This is a genomic window from Leucobacter salsicius M1-8, assembly GCF_000350525.1.
In the GTDB taxonomy this organism is placed as follows: domain Bacteria; phylum Actinomycetota; class Actinomycetes; order Actinomycetales; family Microbacteriaceae; genus Leucobacter; species Leucobacter salsicius.
This window is the reverse complement of sequence record NZ_AOCN01000008.1, coordinates 73,582-89,668: the sequence shown is the minus strand read 5'-3', so window position 1 is coordinate 89,668 and position 16,087 is coordinate 73,582. Positions and strand designations below refer to the sequence as shown.

The following is a 16,087-nucleotide window of genomic DNA, read 5'->3' as shown; positions in this document are numbered from 1 at the left end:
TAGACTCAGAGATCGTGAGTAAGAACACGGTAGACGTCGCCCTTGTTGGCGGTGGCATCATGAGCGCCACCCTCGGAACCCTGATTCAGCAGGTACAGCCTGACTGGACCATTGAGGTATTCGAGTCCCTCAGTGAGGTCGCGACGGAGAGCTCGAACGGCTGGAACAACGCCGGCACCGGCCACGCAGCACTCTGCGAGCTGAACTACATGCCCGAGGGCAAGGACGGCGCCATGTCGCCAGCCAAGGCCATCGACATCAACGAGCAGTACCAACTCTCACGCGAGTGGTGGTCAACGCTCGTCGAGCGCGGCATTCTCAGCGAGCCCTCCTCCTTCATTAACTCGACCCCGCACATGACGTTTGTGCGCGGCGCCGAGAACGTCGAATACCTGCGCCGCCGTTTTGACATTCTCAAGAGCGAGCCGCTGTTCTCCGACATGGAGTTCAGCGACGACCCCGAGGTCATCGCCGAGTGGGCACCGCTGCTCATCGACCGCCGCGCAAAGGACGACGTGTTCGCGGCTACCCGCTCGACGAGTGGCACCGACGTTGACTTTGGTGCGCTGACCCGTCAACTCATCGATCACATGTCCGAGCAGGGCGCAGGCGTGAACCTCAACACCGAGGTACAGAAGCTGCGTCGCCGCGAAGACGGCACGTGGGACATCTTCACCCGCAACCGCTCGGGCTACGGCACCAACGTCGTCAACGCGAAGTTTGTCTTCGTCGGTGCCGGCGGCGGCGCACTGCCGCTGCTGCAGAGCTCGGGCATCCCCGAGATCAAGGGTTTCGGCGGGTTCCCCATCAGTGGCAAGTTCCTGATGTGTGACGACCCCGAGATCGTCGCCCAGCACGACGCCAAGGTATACGGCAAGGCTGCGGTGGGTGCGCCCCCGATGTCGGTACCGCACCTCGACACCCGCGTGATCGATGGCAAGAAGAGCATCCTCTTCGGGCCCTACGCTGGCTTCAGCCCCAACTTCCTCAAGCGTGGCTCGTGGTGGGATCTGCCCGGCTCGATCCGCGCACACAACCTGGGCCCCATGATCAAGGTGGGCCTGACCGAATTCTCGCTCGAGAAGTACCTCGTATCCGAGGTCTTCGCGAGCCGCGAGAAGCAGATGGACACGCTGCGCCAGTACATGCCGGGCGCTCAGACGAGTGACTGGAAGATGATCACCGCCGGTCAGCGCGTACAGGTCATGAAGAACGATCCCGAAAAGGGTGGCGTTCTGCAGTTTGGCACCGAGGTCATCGTCGGTGGCGAGGGCACCATCTCGGGTCTGCTCGGAGCATCGCCCGGCGCCTCGACCGCAGTGCACGCCATGCTCGGCGTGCTGGCGAAGTGCTTCCCCGAGCAGTTCGAGAGGCAGTGGAAGAAGACCTTCAAGGATCAGATCCCCGCGTTCGGCAAGGGCCTCAACAGCGACCTGGCAGGCGCACAGGCCTCGCTCGCGCACACCGCTGAGGTGCTCGGCCTGACCCCGGTCGAGGTCGACGCGAAGTAGTCTTGCAAGCCGCACGACTGCGGTTGCGTTCCACGAGAACGTACTGAAATAACGAGAGGGTATCCAAATCACGCGATTTGGATACCCTCTCGTCATTTCGATAGTGACTCGTGAGCATGGCGTGAGCCGCCGCACTGAACCTGTTCGCTAACCGGCGAGCGTACGACCGATCTCGGTGCCAATCTCCGTGCCGATCTGCTCGAGATAGCGTGCGGCGTAGTTCATGCACGAGTCAGGATCCGGATCGCGATCTGCGATCGCATAGCTCGCGAGAAACCCGGTCGCTTGCCGCTCCGTGTCGGAGAGCAGGTTGCGCCCGGTTACGAGGATTGCGGGCACCCCGGCAGCCTGCGCGAGGCGCAGCACCCCCACCGGAGTTTTGCCGCCGAGGCTCTGGGCATCGAACGAGCCCTCGCCCGTAATGACAAGATCTGCGCACTGCATGAGGCGCGGGAGCCCGGTTACCTCGGCTACGACGTCGACCCCGGGGCGGCGGGCGGCGCCAAGCGCCGCCATTGCGCCAAAACCGACCCCACCCGCGGCACCGGATCCGGGGGCTTGCGCGAGATCCGGACCCTCGGGGAACTGCTTCCGCAGGACCGCGGCGAGGCGCACGAGCCCGTGCTCGAGTAGTTCGACCTCGTCGGGCGTGGCACCCTTTTGCGGGGCGAAGACCCGAGCCGCCCCGTGAGGCCCAGTGAGCACGTGATCGACGTCGGTCGCGAGCACGAACTCCGTATCGAGAATGCGCGGATCGAGACCCGACCAGTCGATGTTGTGGAGTCGAGGGAGGTCTCCGCCCCCGTCTAGTAGCGGTTGCCCCGAGGAATCGAGAAAGCTGGCGCCGAGTGCCCGGAGCATGCCCGTTCCGCCATCGGTCGAGGCGCTGCCTCCCACGGCGAGCACGATGCGGCGTGCCCCCGCATCGAGGGCAGCCGTGATGAGTTCGCCGGTGCCACGCGTGTGGGCGGCGAGCGGGAGGCGATCCGGCGCATCGATGAGCAGCAGCCCCGAGGCCGTCGCAAGCTCGATCACCGCTTCGCCGGGCTGCGAGCCGGTGCCCTGGCGCAGCGCGAAGCTCGCGCGCACCGGGGCCCCGAGCGGCCCCGCCACCGTGCGGGTTATGCGCTCGAAGCCCGCCGAAATGGCGGCGTCGAGCGTTCCCTCGCCGCCGTCGGCCATGGGCGCGACATCGATGCGGGCTCCCGGCAGTGCGGCCGTGATGCCGGCCGCGAGGTGAGCGCAAACCGCGTCAGCACTCAGCGAACCCTTGAACTTGTCGGGGGCGATGACGATGCGCACGGAATTACGCGGCGGTCGCCGCGAGCAGCTGCTCGAGATAGGCGGCGGTGTCCTCCCAGCCGTCGACCGCATGGCATGCGACGCCCATCGCCTTGACGGGGTAATCGTTGCCGTCGGGGTCGAGACGGTCGCCGATGAAGAGCATGTCGTCGAGCGCAATGCCGGTGAGCGTTTCGAGTTTGCGCATGCCGTACGCCTTGTCGATGCCGCGACGCGTGATGTCGACCGATGTCGAACCACCGCTGCGCACCTCAAGGTCGGGGAGCCGGTCGGCGACGGCCGCGCGCAAGGTGTTTTTCTTGTCGCCCGTGGGATCCCACTTGGCCTTGTCTGCGACGGGGGCGCGCTGGCCGAGAGCCGAGAACGTGACCTGCGAGCCGCGATCCTCCAACACGTCGCCCCAGGTCTCGGTTTCCCAGAGGTTCAGGCGTTCGGCCTCCTCACGCAGTGCGGTGAGGGCGCGGTCGCGCTCGTCTGTGGTGAGGCTCTCCTGGTAGACCGTGACCCAGCGGCCGTCTTCGCGGCGCTCGTAGCGGGTTCCGCAGGTGGGCAGCAGGTGCAGGCGCTCGAGATCGGACTCGTCGAGGTCGGCGTACGCGTCGAGCCGCGACACCAGCTGCATCTCAAACTGCTCGAAGTTGCCGCCCGAGATCACCGCGACGCTCGTGCGCTTGAGCAGACCTGCGAGGGCCGCGAGGATGCGCTCGGGCGCCGGGGACTTCGAGGGGGCGAGGGTGTCGTCGAGGTCGAATGCGACGAGGGCAGGCAGTGCTTGCGGTACTGGCAGGGGAACTGACGCGGTCATGGTGGTGGGGGAGGTCACTTTCTTCGATGGTGGCTGGCGCTGCTGGCGTCGCTGGCGCTGCTATTCAGAGTCGCTATTGGGGGCCAGCTCGTCGTCGAGATCTGGCAGATTGGTCGCGTTGGCGTAGAACCGCACGTCGACACGTTCAAGCCCTTCGCCTTCGAAGACGATGCGGTAGCTGCCGGTCATGGGGACCTCGACCTCGTGCAGCGAGAACACCATCGGAATGTAGCCAAACGCATCGCTCGAGGCGCCGAGGCTGAACGTGCCGTCGAGATTGAAGATCTCGGCGCCACCGACCGCGGGCTCGCAGCGAGCCCTGAACGTGCGTTGCTGCTCGCCGCGTCGGGCCTCGGTCTCGTCGTACTCGACGACCACTACGAGGGCGGCCCCGAGTGGTGCGGGAAACTCCTCGCGGTTGATCGTGTTGATGAACCCCGAGAGCACGCCGAGCGTACCCTCGCGCACATTCGCCGCGTCCGCCAGAAAAGCTGCTGCCACCCGCATTAATGTCTCCCCAGATTGTAGTGTTCCCAACTCTACCGGGGGGCCTTAACAACTGCCTTGTGCTCTGGACACGGGCCGAGCCGGCGTCTGTGTCGCCGAGCTGTGTAGCTACTCTCCCGGTTCGATTACGACTCGGAAGTGTGAGACTTTGCTGTCGAGAGCTCCACGGACATAGCCGATCGGCGAGGCTGCTACCTGCTGAAGGAACTTAATCATGTCCGGAGTGATTGCCTCGCCAGGAATGACATTGGGGATGCCGGGCGGATAGGCGGCCAGCGCGTCTGCAGACACACGCCCGGCTGCCTGATCCGCCGGTATCGTCACATACTGCGAGAAGTAAGCTGCTCTCGGTCGCATGATCATCGGCCCAGGCTGGGGTAACGGGGGAAAATCTAGTGCCGGCGGGACCTGGTGAGGATCAAGACGACTCGCTATCTCAAGCAACGCATTGGCGAAGCGATTGAGATCAGGAAATTTGCCGGGGCCGATGAAAGCTACGACGGCTTGAGCAGTTGAGATCTCAAGATGAATATCGAACTCGGAATCAAGAATGTCGCGAATCTTGTGCCCGCTCAAACCTGTTGCAGACACATCGATTGATACGCGCATGGGATCATGGGCGATGATGTCATCAAAATCGGAGAAACCGTCAGAGATGATTGTGTATGTGTCGCTGGCGCGCACTTGATCCCTGAACTTTTCGACTTCAACGATGCTAGCTCCAATGAGGTCGTGCCCCGTCGCCATCGAGCGTCGCGCAATGTCCAAAGATCCGAGGAGAAGCGCGCTTGGACTCGTGGTTTGAGTGGTCATGTAGGCCCGTTCCAGGAGTGGAAGGAGCCGGTTGGCGAAGGGTCCGTCGCTGAGGTGGAGCATAGCTGATTGAGTGAGGCTGCCTGCCAGTTTGTGCGTGCTTGAAACAGTGAGATCTGCTCCTAGACGTGTGGGTGACTCAGGGAGATCCTCATGAAAACCAAAATGTGGACCCCAAGCCCCGTCAACGACAAGTGGTACGCCATGCTCATGGGCGACGCGGGAGAGCCCTGTCACATCGGCGACAGCGCCGAAATAGCTTGGGCTGATGATGTAGACGGCTGAGACCGGGATGCCATCATTCTCTGCGCTGGTGAGAGCACTATGCAGAGCATCGGGATGCACGCCGTGGTTGATCCCGCGGGCCGTGTCGATGCTGGGGATAACGAAGAGGGGAAGGAGATCTCCCAGGATTACACCGTCGGTAAAGCTGGAATGAGCACTGCGTTGCGCGATGACCGAGTCTCCTCGACCTAAGCCGGCAATGGCGAGAGCTGCCATGCGGTTAGCTTGTGAAGCGCCGTTTGCCAAGAACCAAGTTTTCTGGGCCCCCCATGCTTCAGCAGCCAACTCCGTGGCCTGGACGAGCGGAGAAGCTGGCCCGACATCGATGCCGTTGATCAGCGGTGGAATATCGAGGGCTAGCGCCCGCTCGCCACAAAAGTCTGCGAGCTCTGATGCGAGCCCCTCGGAAGTTGCGCCGTGGCCCGGGACCATGAGGTTGACGGATACCTTTGCTGCCTGCGCCTGAAGTGCGCTGGCATAGGGAGTGGTCGACTGGTCTAGTGGTGTGCGCGTCATTGCTGGCCTCCATCGTTGGAACAACACCTAGTTTCACAAATGTTACATTTCAGAACGTTCTCAAGCAAATGTAGGTCTTGAAAAACTCTAACTAATAGTAGATAGTTGTCATCAGGCCACCTGAATCTAATGTTTGTTCGATGAAGTGTGGGGAAGACGAAGCCGTCGAAGCGACTCTGGTCGCCACGTATTAGATCAATGGAGATAAGCAAGACATGAGCACTCGAGTTCCTTTCAAGAACCTTGCTGAGGCTGAACGCATGGCCAAACGTCGCCTACCCAAGCCTGTGTGGCTCGCAGTAAAGGCCGGCAATGAGAAGGGCCTCACTCCGGCTGATAATGTACGCGCATTCGATGAGTTGGGGTTCTCTCCGACGATCTTTAACCGACCCACCTCATTCGATATGAGTACATCGATCATGGGTACCAAGATTGACTTTCCAGTTATCGTTTCACCGGTTGGTGCTCAAGCCATTCACCCTGGCGGTGAAGTTGCAGCTGCCTCGGCAGCTGCCCGCCAAGGTACTGCGATGGGTCTCAGCTCATGGGCCACTGATCCGTTGACCGACCTTCTCAAAGTGAACCAGGACATTTTCTTTCAGCTCTATTGGGTTGGGTCCAAAGCTGACATTGAAAAGCGTGTCATGGATGCAAAAGAACAAGGAGCAAAAGGGCTCATTGTGACGCTTGACTGGTCACATACACCGCGCCGTGATTGGGGCGTGCCGCCGGCGCCTCCGTCGAACATGGGTCTGAAAACGATGGCCAGTTTTGCACCTGCCGCGATCGCACGACCGCGCTGGCTTTCTGAGTTCCTTATCCGGGGGCGTATACCGGATGTAAAGGTGCCCAACCTTTGGGGCAGAGACAAAAACGACGTGCCGTATTTCGGGGCAGCCTGGGGTGAGTTTGAGCGGACTCCTGCCCCGACTTGGGACGACATCAAATGGATCCGTGAGCTTTGGGGAGGTCCCTTCATGGTGAAGGGTATCAATACCATCAAGGACGCAAAGCTCGCGGTAGATCTGGGCGCCGATGCCATATCTATCTCGAACCACGGTGGCAACAACATTGATGGCAGCCCTTCGCCGCTGAGATACCTTCCCTACATCGTGGACGCCGTCGGAGACCAAGTGGATGTTATGGCGGACGGAGGTATCCGGCGTGGGTCTGACGTGGTGAAGGCAGTTGCTCTTGGGGCGAAGGCTGTCTTCATTGGACGGGCTTACTTGTACGGGCTGGCTGTCTCAGGCGAAGCGGGGGTATACGAAGTCCTCGACATCCTGAAGAACGGCATTCGTGAAACGTTGTATGGCATTGGGAAGGCCTCAATCCATGACCTTACGAAAGACGACTTGATGGTGCTCAATCAAGGCTTCTTTGTCCCGCCAACCCAGTAATTGACTAACTCCAGAAGGCAATATCGTGACTGAAACTGTAATCATTGTTGGTGCTGGATCAGCGGGATGCACCGTTGCCGCTCGGCTCTCCGAAGACGGGGACAGGAACGTCATCTTGCTCGATGCAGGTGCCGACCAGGGTGGTGACGCTGAGATACTGTCAGTGAACTGGCTTGATGCGTTGGAACACAGGCAAGCATTTTATCCGGACCTATTCGCGAGCAAGGTCCACGGTGGTAAGCGGCTGCTGTACCAGAGAGGTCGCGGCGTTGGCGGTTCCGCCTCTACGAACGCGATGCTCGCGCTGCCCGGACTTCCGTCTGATTACGACAACTATGCAAGCCAGTACGGTCTGAGTAGGTGGTCTTGGTTACACGTCGAACCCTGGTTTGCAAAGCTTCAGTCGACCCTCACTCGGTCCACGCAAGAAGAACAGACTCCTGTGGATCAAGCGTTGTTAGCTTCAGGTCGTGTGCTGGGACTTGCAGAGTCAGTGGATTCCTACACAGCCGAGGACGGGAGTGCTCTGCTTTACCGCACCGCTGATCGGGAAGGTCGACGTTCCTCACGGGAGCTATGGCTCGAACCAGCTCGTGCACGCGAGAACCTAATCGTTCGACCCGATTCCCAAGTTGACCGGCTCATGTTTGACGGCAATAGGGTTGTGGGCGTCGTGCTCGTCGGGGGAGAGGAACTGCGTGGAGATCGCGTAATCCTTTGTGCAGGCACCTTTGAGACGCCCAGTATTCTCCTCCGCAGCGGTATGACACATTCAGGAATCGGACGTGGGCTCCAGGACCATCCAGCGGCTTCGGTCTATTTCACGATGACGCCAGAATGCCGTGAAGCAAATCGAGAGATTCCGTGTATCGGTGCGGTGATGCGACTTTCGTCCTCAGTGGGAACAGGAGACATCCATCTTCTTCCCCTTCATGGGGAGCTGCTACCCGGAACCCACGGACTACTCATGGCAGCAGTGATGCGCACCAAGTCTGTGGGGTCGTTGCGCCTTAATCCCAAGAATCTACTTGCGCCGCCCATCGTTGACGAGGAGATGCTTGCGCACCCGGATGATAAAAAGGCCATGCGTGAGGCACTTGCCGCGGTCGCGAAAGTACTCAGCGGTGAAGCCTTTGCGCCGATAGTTGAAGAGGTGTTCATTGATGAAAAGGGCACGCCACTCTCAGCGATCGAGGACGACGAGTTCTTTGAAAGATGGCTGTCTCAATACGTGGGGGACTACTTCCACGCAGTAGGCACGGCTCGGATGGGCCAGGCCAACGACCCGGACGCGGTCGTTGACGAACTAGGAAATGTCTTCGGTTTCGAAGGGCTTTCGATCTGGGACGCCTCGATTCTTCCGGAGGTGCCGAGCGCGAATACTCATTTGCCGGTTGTCATGCTCGCCGAACGGATGAGCGCAGCGTATCGAAGCGGCGCGCTGGTATAGCAAGGCTTGGGCCGAGAACTTAAACAACGTAGTTTTGCGAACGAAAGGATCGACACATGTCGACTGAAACACCGTCTTTCCAGCAGTGGGAGGAAGCCCGAAAGGTTATTCCCAGAGGAGCGTCGTCGGGGCACCGACTTGGCTTCGAACAAGTGTTTGTCAAGGCCAAAGGTGCCTACATGTGGGATCGCGAGGGGAACCAGTACCTGGACTTTCTCAACGCCTGGGGGCCGATTGTGCTCGGGCATTCAGACTCCCGGGTCAATGATGCAGTTTACAAATCGGTGAACACCTGCGACCTCACTGGAGTAGGGCCACAGCTGGGCGAAGTTGAGCTCGGTGAAAAGATCACCAGACTCATGCCGTCTGCCGAAAAGGTAGCCTTCTGTACGTCGGGAACCGATGCGACAATGCATGCTTCTCATATTGCCCGCGCAGTAACTGGGCGCATGAAAGTTCTGAAGTTTCACGGAAGCTACCACGGGTGGAGTGACCATGTGGCTGTTGGCGGCTCTCGAGCAGGGCTCACCAAAGAATCTCCCCTCAACACTGTAAATAGTGCGGGGCTCCACCCCGCCGTGACTGGTGATGTGATCGTAGTCGAATGGAACGACGCTGAAGGTCTGCGCGCCGCGTTCAACGCGCATGGTGCAGAGCTTGCCGCGGCATTCGCTGAAGGTTATGTGCACAGCTACGGATGTGTGGCCGCAGCACCGGGATTTCTGGAACTCCTGCGGGATCTTTGCACGCAACACGGCACGATCTTCGTCCTTGACGAGGTGAAGACTGGCTTTCGTGCAGCGCTAGGTGGCATTCAGGAAGTAACGGGAGTCACCCCGGATCTCACCGCTTTTGGTAAAGCAGTTGCCAACGGTTTTTCGTTGGCGGGCTTGGCAGGGCGCGACGAGTTTATGGATCATCTGGGTGCCTACGCCCAGAACGAAGTGACAATTGACGGCACGTACAACGCCAATCCATACGCGATGGCTGCGGGCAACGCGACGCTTGACATTATGGAAAGCGAGAACACCATTGGTCGGTTGTATGAACTCGGAGAGCGTCTTCGCGAAGGATACGCCCGAGCCATCGTCGACACCGGAGTTGAAGCGGTCGTGACGGGACTCGGCTCTGAGTGGGCAGTCTATTTCCGTGCGGAAGCGCCACGAAACTTCCGTGACACTCTCGATGTAAATACAGATCGTTACGCCGCATACCAGCAATCACTGATGAAGCAGCGAGTTCTGGAAACCACGGCGGCCACAGGCGACCGGCGTCTCAACGCCTCGACGACCAACGACGACATTGATGCTGCGATCGATGCCGTACGCGGCGCGTTCGCCGCTGCAGCTTCTATTTGACCCAACGTGAGTTCAGTTCACCCACTGCATTACCAACAATGAGGATTGAGAATATGAATTGGAAATCAAAAGGAATCCGTGGCATTGTCGCCACTGGAGCCGCACTGACACTACTTGTCGTAGCGGGGTGTTCGTCAAGCACCGGAAGCAGCGATGATAATGCTGAGGGCATCAAGATTGGCTTTGCACTGTCGCAAAGCGGAAACATGGCTGGGTTCGACGTAGAACCAGGCGCCGCTGCCCTCCTTGCCGTTGATGAGATCAACGCCGCCGGTGGAATCGACGGCAAGAAGATTACGGTCATTCAGAAGGATGTTGCATCTGATCCAGAGACCGTTGGTGTGGTCGCGCAGGAGTTTCTGCAGGACGGCGTGGACATCATCGTGACACCTTGCGATTTTGATCTGAGCTCACCAGCGCTGATCGCAGCTCAAGCTGCAGAGGTTCCTGCAATCTCGATTTGTGCAGGCGACCCGAAGACGGCAGACCTGACCACCATCGGCGACTTCAGTTTCAGTGGCAACGCTGGCACCGATGTCGAAGGCTCCGTGGGTGCGTCTTGGGCCTTCGATCAGGGCTGGAAGAATGCCTATGTCCTCCAGGATGAAAGCATTGAGTACACCAAGTCCGCGGGCGCTTACTTTGTCGGTGCATTCGAAGAACTTGGCGGAAATATCGTCGGCACCGATAGTTTTCCGGGCGGTGACAATATCGATGTGAGCGCTCAGATTTCTAGCATCAAGGCTCTCTCGGAGAAGCCTGACTTCATCTATGTTGCAAGTTGGAACCCCGCGGGAGCGACGGCGATGAAACAGATTCGCGAAGCGGGCATTGACGTTCCACTCGTTGGGCCCAACGCATTGGATGGCCAGACGCTTCTAGACATTCTGGGCAACGCGAATGACGTGTACTACACGGCATTTGCTTGCTATGAATACTGCTCGGGCGCTTCAACCGAGGAAGACCTGAACGCGTTCGTAGCTGATTTCAGCAAAGAGACTGGAGCAGGGCCCTCCAGCTCCTACGCGCTGTTGGGGTACAACTTGATGCTCGCGATTCAGAACGCACTCACCGGTGCGGACCTGAACGATGGTCCCGCAATTCGGGATGCGCTCCAGCTGGCCGGTCCAGTCGACACCCCTATTGGTGAAATGACCTACTTCTCGAAAACCTGCCACAAGATCATCGATTTCCCTATGTCGATCGTAAAGGTTGAAGAAGGCAAGGCGATTTTCGTAGAGCAGCACACGGCTGAGGTAGTTCCCGACCTCGGCGATGGCAACCCCTGCGCAGCCTAAACAATCAGATGGCGGGACGCGGCTGAGCCCGGCACCTTCTAGGTGCCGGGCTCAGCCGCGTTCTACCGGGTTACATCCAGTCCGTAGACTCGCCGCGCATTCTCAGTGCACACAAGTGCAGCTACTCGGACTGCATCTGCTTCGCACCACTCTCCGCGGTTCACAAACTCTAGTAACGCACTCGTGAGGCCGGAGCGCCAGAGGCGGGCACCAAGAGCATGGAGCTCTGGAAGTCCCCATGCGTCACTCGAATAGAGCAGCTTCGTAAACGGGGCAAGCTCGAGGCCCTCTCGGATGATTGCTGACGAAGCGGCACCTGAGTAGTTGATACCCAACCCGAGATCGAAATATACGCGAGAAAAGACCTGGGCGAGGTAGCCGGCTTCCCGTTGGAATGGGTAGCAATGCAGCAACATGATGGGGGAGTTGTCCTTGGTCAGTAAGCGCAGCCAAGGCATCAGAAGGGCGGGGTTGCAGCGCGAGAGGTTGAGATCGGCATCTCCGTAACCGACGTGAAGCTGGACGGGGAGGCCTGTGTCGACACCGGCCCAGAGGATGAATCTCAGGACATCGGGGTGTGAAAGTCGAGTTCTTCCGTCCGCATTTAGCGTGCGAACGGCTTCGATGACTTCTTCGTCTGAAGGTCGTTCTGGCGTGAAATCGAACCCATAGCGATAGGCGATGATGCTCTTATACCCGACCACAAGCCCACTGGTTGTCAGCAGAATATCGCGAAATGCTTGAGGAAAGTTCTCGTCCGGAGTGGAGCTCAGGAGCAAGGTTTCCGCCAAAGATTCAAGCCGCGCGATTTCGAAAGTCTGATGTGATGCGAGGAGTTCGAACTCGGCGTTCGTTGCTAACTCTGACTCGCCGCCAACTGTTCCCGTGTCAACAAGCGAAGTCGAAACGCCCGCAGATCGAAGAAGGCGTCGAGCGACCTCTTCGTGACCGAGCTGATCTCGTCGCTCGAGGTACTCCGAGACGGAAGCGAAGGGCTCTAAGCCGAGTAGGGGTGCGCAGTGGCGGCGAAGCGCAAACCCTACCTGCGAATCCAAATGCGTCGTGCCTGTAGGGGGCGGCTCTGCTGATTCGGTCAGCAATTGCTCGAATTCGAGTTTGCTAACGCCGCGCTGTAAAACGCTGTGCATGTGGTGATCGACAAGCGGCATGGATTCAATGCGATCAGCAAGTGTCTGCTCCGACATTTGGGTCCTTTCGCGAGATAAGGCGATAGAAGAAACTAATAGATAAATTGATCTTGTGTGTTAAATGTAACGTACGGTACGATAATTACAGCTTGTACTTCTTGTTACATATGCTTCATGATATTTCAGACTTGTTATCTATGGTAGATGCTTTTGGGGCGGAATGACCCGACCCTGGATCGGAATGGAGACCGCATAATGATGTGTGGCAAACCTGCGGGTGGGGCACTCGCCTATGGCTTGAGGGCGGTGCACGATGACTGACCAAGCCCTAGTTCTGCAAGATGGTGGCATGTATTTTGACGGGGTTCGAGCTGTCGATGGCGTGAGTCTTCGGTTGGAGCCAGGAGAAGTGCTTGGCCTCATCGGGCCCAATGGCTCTGGTAAAACGACAACGCTCAACATGCTGAGCGGCGTCTTGAGGCCGTCCGCCGGCAGAATCATTCTCGATGGTGTGGACGTCACCCGCAGGTCAATCCGAAGCAGAGCCAGGTCTGGCCTTGTTCGCACCTTTCAGAGCGTCAAAGTTTTTGGACGGCTCACGGTCGCCGAAAATGTTGAAGCTGCATGTCTCGGCTCTGGAATGCGGCGCAAAGATGCAAGACGAGTCGCAATCGAGACCATTGCCGAGCTTGGGCTTGAAGCACTCGCCGAAGTGCGAGCAGACGCCGTGCCTGCTGGGCAAGTCCGCAGCGTAGGAATTGCTCGTGCAATCGCTTTGCAGCCCAAGTATCTGCTCCTCGATGAGCCAGCCGCTGGTCAGAATGAAGCTGAAGCGCTCGAACTGGTGAAGATAATCGCCTCATTCGCCAGGGAACGTGGGCTGGGAGTGCTTCTCGTTGAACACGATATGGCAGTGGTTATGGGCACCTGTGACCGACTGCATGTGCTCGACAGCGGTGAAACGGTCATCACGGGCGACCCGGAAACCATCCGCACAGACCCGAAGGTCATTGAGATCTATTTCGGAAAGGGGTAGCGAAGATGACCACATTAGAAGTCAGTGATCTGTTCGTTCGCTACGGAAAGTCCATCGTCGCTGTCCAAGGAGCCTCATTCTCGGTCAAGGAAGGTGAAATTGTTTCACTCCTGGGCCAGAACGGCGCGGGTAAGTCCACAGTTCTAAAGACGATCGCTGGCGTGGTTTCACCGCTCTCCGGCGCTGTTACCTACGGTGCGCTCGACCTTACAGCGAAGGGGGCCGCACGTATTCCCGCTGGGATCGCCTATGTTCCCGAGGATCGAGGAGTGTTTGGGACGCTGACCGTGGGGGAGAATCTTCGGCTGGGTGCCATTTCTCGAAAGGATAAGGCCGGTGTTGACGCAGATATTGAGGCACAACTGGACAGGTTCCCCATTCTCCGCAAGTACTGGTCACGAGGCGCGAGCCTGCTTTCGGGAGGTGAACAGCAGCAGCTTGCCATTGCACGGGCGCTTATGATCCGACCCAATCTCCTGCTGCTCGATGAACCTACTTTGGGGCTTGCGCCAATCATTGTTGATTTGATTTTTGACGTGATTGCTCAACTCAACGCCGAAGGTATGACCATCCTGTTGGTTGAACAAAATGCCGTTCGTTCGATCGCTATTTCCCACCGTTCGTATGTGGTTCAAGCGCCAGGCCGAATCATTGGCAGCGGCAACGCTGAAGAGCTTGCGGCGAACGCGGAAGTGGTGGAGTACCTCGGCTTCTCCCCGTTGGGTCGACCTGAAGACAAGGAGCTTTGACCATGTGGATTCAACTTGTAGTCGACATGCTGGGTCTTGGTACGTTTTACGCACTCCTCACCCTGGGAATTGCTCTGCTCTTTGGCATCCTGGGGCTCATGAATTTTGCCTATGGCGAGATCATCATGTCCGCGGCAATCGTATTGTTGATTTTTCGCGAGTCACCTTGGTGGATCAGTTGGCCGCTTGCGATTCTCGTTGGAATTGTGATTTCTGTACTTACCGAGCGGGTTGCGTTCCGGAAACTGAGAAATGCTGACCCTGTCACGCTGATGATCGCATCCTTCGCAGTAAGTTCCGCTCTACAGGCGATCGCACGTATGACGGCTCTGCCCAAAGTACAAGGGGTTCCGCCACAGCCGTTCTTGCAGCATTCAGTCGAAATATTTGGTGCACGAATAAGCATGCTCCAAATACTGACTCTTGTACTCAGCGCCGCCATGATTGCACTTCTTGCAGTCACAATGCAGAGGACCAGTTTGGGAATGCAGTTGCGTGCCGCAGCTGAGGATTTCGAGATGGCAAAGGTATTGGGCGTTAAAGGATCATTTGTGATCATGAGCGCATTTGCAATCTCGGGAGCAATTGCCGCCATTTCTGCAATCGTGCTTGTCGCTAAGCAGGGTGCCGTAGGCGCGGAAATGGGACTCCAGCCGCTGTTGATCGGTGTAGTGGGTGCTGTGATCGGCGGGATGCGGAGCCTGAAAGGTGCGGCACTTGGCGGGCTCTTGCTCGGAATGGCAACCGTGCTTCTTGAGACCTTCCTCCCTACCTATCTCATCGCATTCCGGGACGCTTTCCTGTATGCCGCTGTGATTGGGATCCTCGTAATCCGACCCCAGGGTCTGTTGTCTGGAGTAAAGGTGCGTGTGTCATGAAGCTCTACCGTCAGAATCGAACTCAGAACCTCATCACGGGTGCCTTTCTGGTCGCCATTATTGGGGTAGTAGCTCTGTTGGGGGTGCTTACAGACCCCATCATTGAGCGCGTCGCAATTGGTGCCCTTATCTCGGTAGTGGTGGTCATCGGTTTGTCCATCTACTCAGGCAACTCAGGAATCATGTCGTTCGGGCACGTGTCATTTATGGCAATTGGCGCCTATGTGACTGCCTTTCTTACGATCCCCAAAGGCATAAAAGCTTCTATGTTTTCGAAGCTTCCTGACGGTCTGGTGTTCCTCAAGGACATCGAAACTCCGTTCCCGGTGGCAATCCTTGTCGCGGCAGCCTGCGCAGCAACTTATGCCTTGCTCACTGCCCCAGCAATGGCCAGACTGAGTGGCTTGCAATCTGGAATCGCAACGCTCGCACTGTTGGTTATTACGTTCACCGTCATCAATTCCTGGACCGATGTGACCCGTGGCTCCTCGGCAATGATCGGCATCCCGAAGGCAACGACGCCCCTCGTGGTCTTTGTCTGTGCTTCAGTAGCTGCGGTCGTCGCGCTGATGTATAAGAACAGCCGTAGTGGTCTGCAGCTGCGGGCCTCTCGAGAAGACCCTGAGGCGGCTCTGGCTTCTGGTATCTCGATAGGACGGCACCGAGCCCTTGCTTGGGTGCTCAGTGCGGCAGTCTGCGGCGCTGGAGGCGCCTTATATGCGGCATTCCTCACAACATTCTCGTCAAGGACTTTCTTCCTGTCGCTGACCTTTGGGTTCATCATGATGATCGTCATCGGTGGTTATCTGTCAACAAGCGGTGCGGTCGTAGGAGCGCTGTCTATCAGCGTGCTCCAAGAAGTCCTCCGACGGCTCCAAGATGGACAATTTACGGGCGGATATGCGCTTCCCGGTGGGGTGACTGACCTGGTTCTGTCCGCAATCCTTATCCTGGTCCTGATCAAGGCACCGACCGGAATCATGGGGATTCGAGAGCTCGGGCGGCCAAAACTTGGTGTGAAAGGTAACTAG

14 protein-coding genes are annotated in these 16,087 nt (G+C 58.3%); 9 read left to right on the top strand and 5 right to left on the bottom strand.

Annotated features, from left to right (window positions below):
* The first annotated feature begins 14 nt into the window (after positions 1-14).
* Positions 15-1,511, top strand: a complete 1,497-nt coding sequence (locus tag C795_RS0102505) for a malate:quinone oxidoreductase (RefSeq protein ID WP_017792185.1) — start codon at positions 15-17, stop codon at positions 1,509-1,511.
* Between the two features lie 147 nt (positions 1,512-1,658).
* Here the strand turns inward: C795_RS0102505 and C795_RS0102500 are convergent, their stop codons facing one another.
* The 4 genes from C795_RS0102500 to C795_RS0102485 form a co-directional block, all read right to left on the bottom strand.
* Complete coding sequence (locus tag C795_RS0102500; protein ID WP_017792184.1) at positions 1,659-2,813, bottom strand: glycerate kinase; 1,155 nt, start codon at positions 2,811-2,813, stop codon at positions 1,659-1,661.
* A gap of 4 nt (positions 2,814-2,817) precedes the next feature.
* Positions 2,818-3,618, bottom strand: coding sequence for an HAD hydrolase family protein (locus C795_RS0102495; protein ID WP_017792183.1), 801 nt, complete (start codon positions 3,616-3,618; stop codon positions 2,818-2,820).
* Between the two features lie 60 nt (positions 3,619-3,678).
* Entirely contained in the window at positions 3,679-4,125 is a 447-nt protein-coding gene (locus C795_RS0102490) for a DUF6941 family protein (protein ID WP_017792182.1), read from the bottom strand.
* Between the two features lie 108 nt (positions 4,126-4,233).
* Positions 4,234-5,739, bottom strand: a complete 1,506-nt coding sequence (locus C795_RS0102485; RefSeq protein WP_017792181.1) for an aminotransferase class I/II-fold pyridoxal phosphate-dependent enzyme — start codon at positions 5,737-5,739, stop codon at positions 4,234-4,236.
* Between the two features lie 215 nt (positions 5,740-5,954).
* Here C795_RS0102485 and mftD point away from each other — a divergent pair, with 215 nt between their 5' ends.
* Genes mftD through C795_RS16430 form a run of 4 tightly spaced genes read left to right on the top strand, consistent with a single transcriptional unit; the run spans position 5,955 to position 11,245 of the window.
* The gene (mftD, locus tag C795_RS0102480; RefSeq protein WP_026139395.1) at positions 5,955-7,139 is read left to right on the top strand and encodes a pre-mycofactocin synthase MftD; all 1,185 of its coding nucleotides are present in this window, start codon (positions 5,955-5,957) and stop codon (positions 7,137-7,139) included.
* A 25-nt stretch (positions 7,140-7,164) separates the two neighbouring features.
* Entirely contained in the window at positions 7,165-8,589 is a 1,425-nt protein-coding gene (locus tag C795_RS16790) for a GMC family oxidoreductase (protein WP_083879106.1), read from the top strand.
* Between the two features lie 56 nt (positions 8,590-8,645).
* A complete protein-coding gene (locus C795_RS0102465) occupies positions 8,646-9,947 on the top strand; it encodes an aspartate aminotransferase family protein (protein ID WP_026139394.1) in 1,302 nt (433 codons plus the stop codon).
* 53 nt (positions 9,948-10,000) lie between these two features.
* Positions 10,001-11,245 (top strand): ABC transporter substrate-binding protein, encoded by a 1,245-nt coding sequence (locus tag C795_RS16430; RefSeq protein ID WP_017792176.1) that lies wholly within the window; start codon positions 10,001-10,003, stop codon positions 11,243-11,245.
* A gap of 62 nt (positions 11,246-11,307) precedes the next feature.
* On the opposite strand, the gene C795_RS0102455 is transcribed toward C795_RS16430, so the two are convergent.
* Complete coding sequence (locus C795_RS0102455) at positions 11,308-12,450, bottom strand: amidohydrolase family protein (RefSeq protein ID WP_017792175.1); 1,143 nt, start codon at positions 12,448-12,450, stop codon at positions 11,308-11,310.
* Between the two features lie 256 nt (positions 12,451-12,706).
* On the opposite strand from C795_RS0102455, the gene C795_RS0102450 reads away from it, so the two are divergent.
* The 4 genes from C795_RS0102450 to C795_RS0102435 are packed head-to-tail and all read left to right on the top strand — an operon-like array spanning position 12,707 to position 16,087.
* Complete coding sequence (locus C795_RS0102450; RefSeq protein WP_026139393.1) at positions 12,707-13,429, top strand: ABC transporter ATP-binding protein; 723 nt, start codon at positions 12,707-12,709, stop codon at positions 13,427-13,429.
* Positions 13,430-13,434: 5 nt separating this feature from the next.
* Positions 13,435-14,178, top strand: coding sequence for an ABC transporter ATP-binding protein (locus tag C795_RS0102445; RefSeq protein ID WP_017792173.1), 744 nt, complete (start codon positions 13,435-13,437; stop codon positions 14,176-14,178).
* 2 nt (positions 14,179-14,180) lie between these two features.
* On the top strand, positions 14,181-15,056 hold the full coding sequence (locus tag C795_RS0102440) for a branched-chain amino acid ABC transporter permease (RefSeq protein WP_017792172.1): 876 nt from the start codon (positions 14,181-14,183) through the stop codon (positions 15,054-15,056).
* Positions 15,053-16,087, top strand: a complete 1,035-nt coding sequence (locus C795_RS0102435; RefSeq protein ID WP_017792171.1) for a branched-chain amino acid ABC transporter permease — start codon at positions 15,053-15,055, stop codon at positions 16,085-16,087. The genes C795_RS0102440 and C795_RS0102435 overlap by 4 nt, the downstream gene beginning before the upstream one ends.

What these genes read in the sequence shown, in the direction of transcription:
- C795_RS0102490 (WP_017792182.1), bottom strand. Translation starts at nt 4,125, where the DNA reads ATGCGGGTGGCAGCAGCTTTTCTGGCGGACGCGGCGAATGTGCGCGAG.
- C795_RS0102445 (WP_017792173.1), top strand. Translation starts at nt 13,435, where the DNA reads ATGACCACATTAGAAGTCAGTGATCTGTTCGTTCGCTACGGAAAGTCC.
- mftD (WP_026139395.1), top strand. Translation starts at nt 5,955, where the DNA reads ATGAGCACTCGAGTTCCTTTCAAGAACCTTGCTGAGGCTGAACGCATG.
- C795_RS0102440 (WP_017792172.1), top strand. Translation starts at nt 14,181, where the DNA reads ATGTGGATTCAACTTGTAGTCGACATGCTGGGTCTTGGTACGTTTTAC.
- C795_RS0102455 (WP_017792175.1), bottom strand. Translation starts at nt 12,450, where the DNA reads ATGTCGGAGCAGACACTTGCTGATCGCATTGAATCCATGCCGCTTGTC.
- C795_RS0102435 (WP_017792171.1), top strand. Translation starts at nt 15,053, where the DNA reads ATGAAGCTCTACCGTCAGAATCGAACTCAGAACCTCATCACGGGTGCC.
- C795_RS16430 (WP_017792176.1), top strand. Translation starts at nt 10,001, where the DNA reads ATGAATTGGAAATCAAAAGGAATCCGTGGCATTGTCGCCACTGGAGCC.
- C795_RS0102485 (WP_017792181.1), bottom strand. Translation starts at nt 5,739, where the DNA reads ATGACGCGCACACCACTAGACCAGTCGACCACTCCCTATGCCAGCGCA.
- C795_RS0102495 (WP_017792183.1), bottom strand. Translation starts at nt 3,618, where the DNA reads ATGACCGCGTCAGTTCCCCTGCCAGTACCGCAAGCACTGCCTGCCCTC.
- C795_RS0102465 (WP_026139394.1), top strand. Translation starts at nt 8,646, where the DNA reads ATGTCGACTGAAACACCGTCTTTCCAGCAGTGGGAGGAAGCCCGAAAG.
- C795_RS0102450 (WP_026139393.1), top strand. Translation starts at nt 12,707, where the DNA reads ATGACTGACCAAGCCCTAGTTCTGCAAGATGGTGGCATGTATTTTGAC.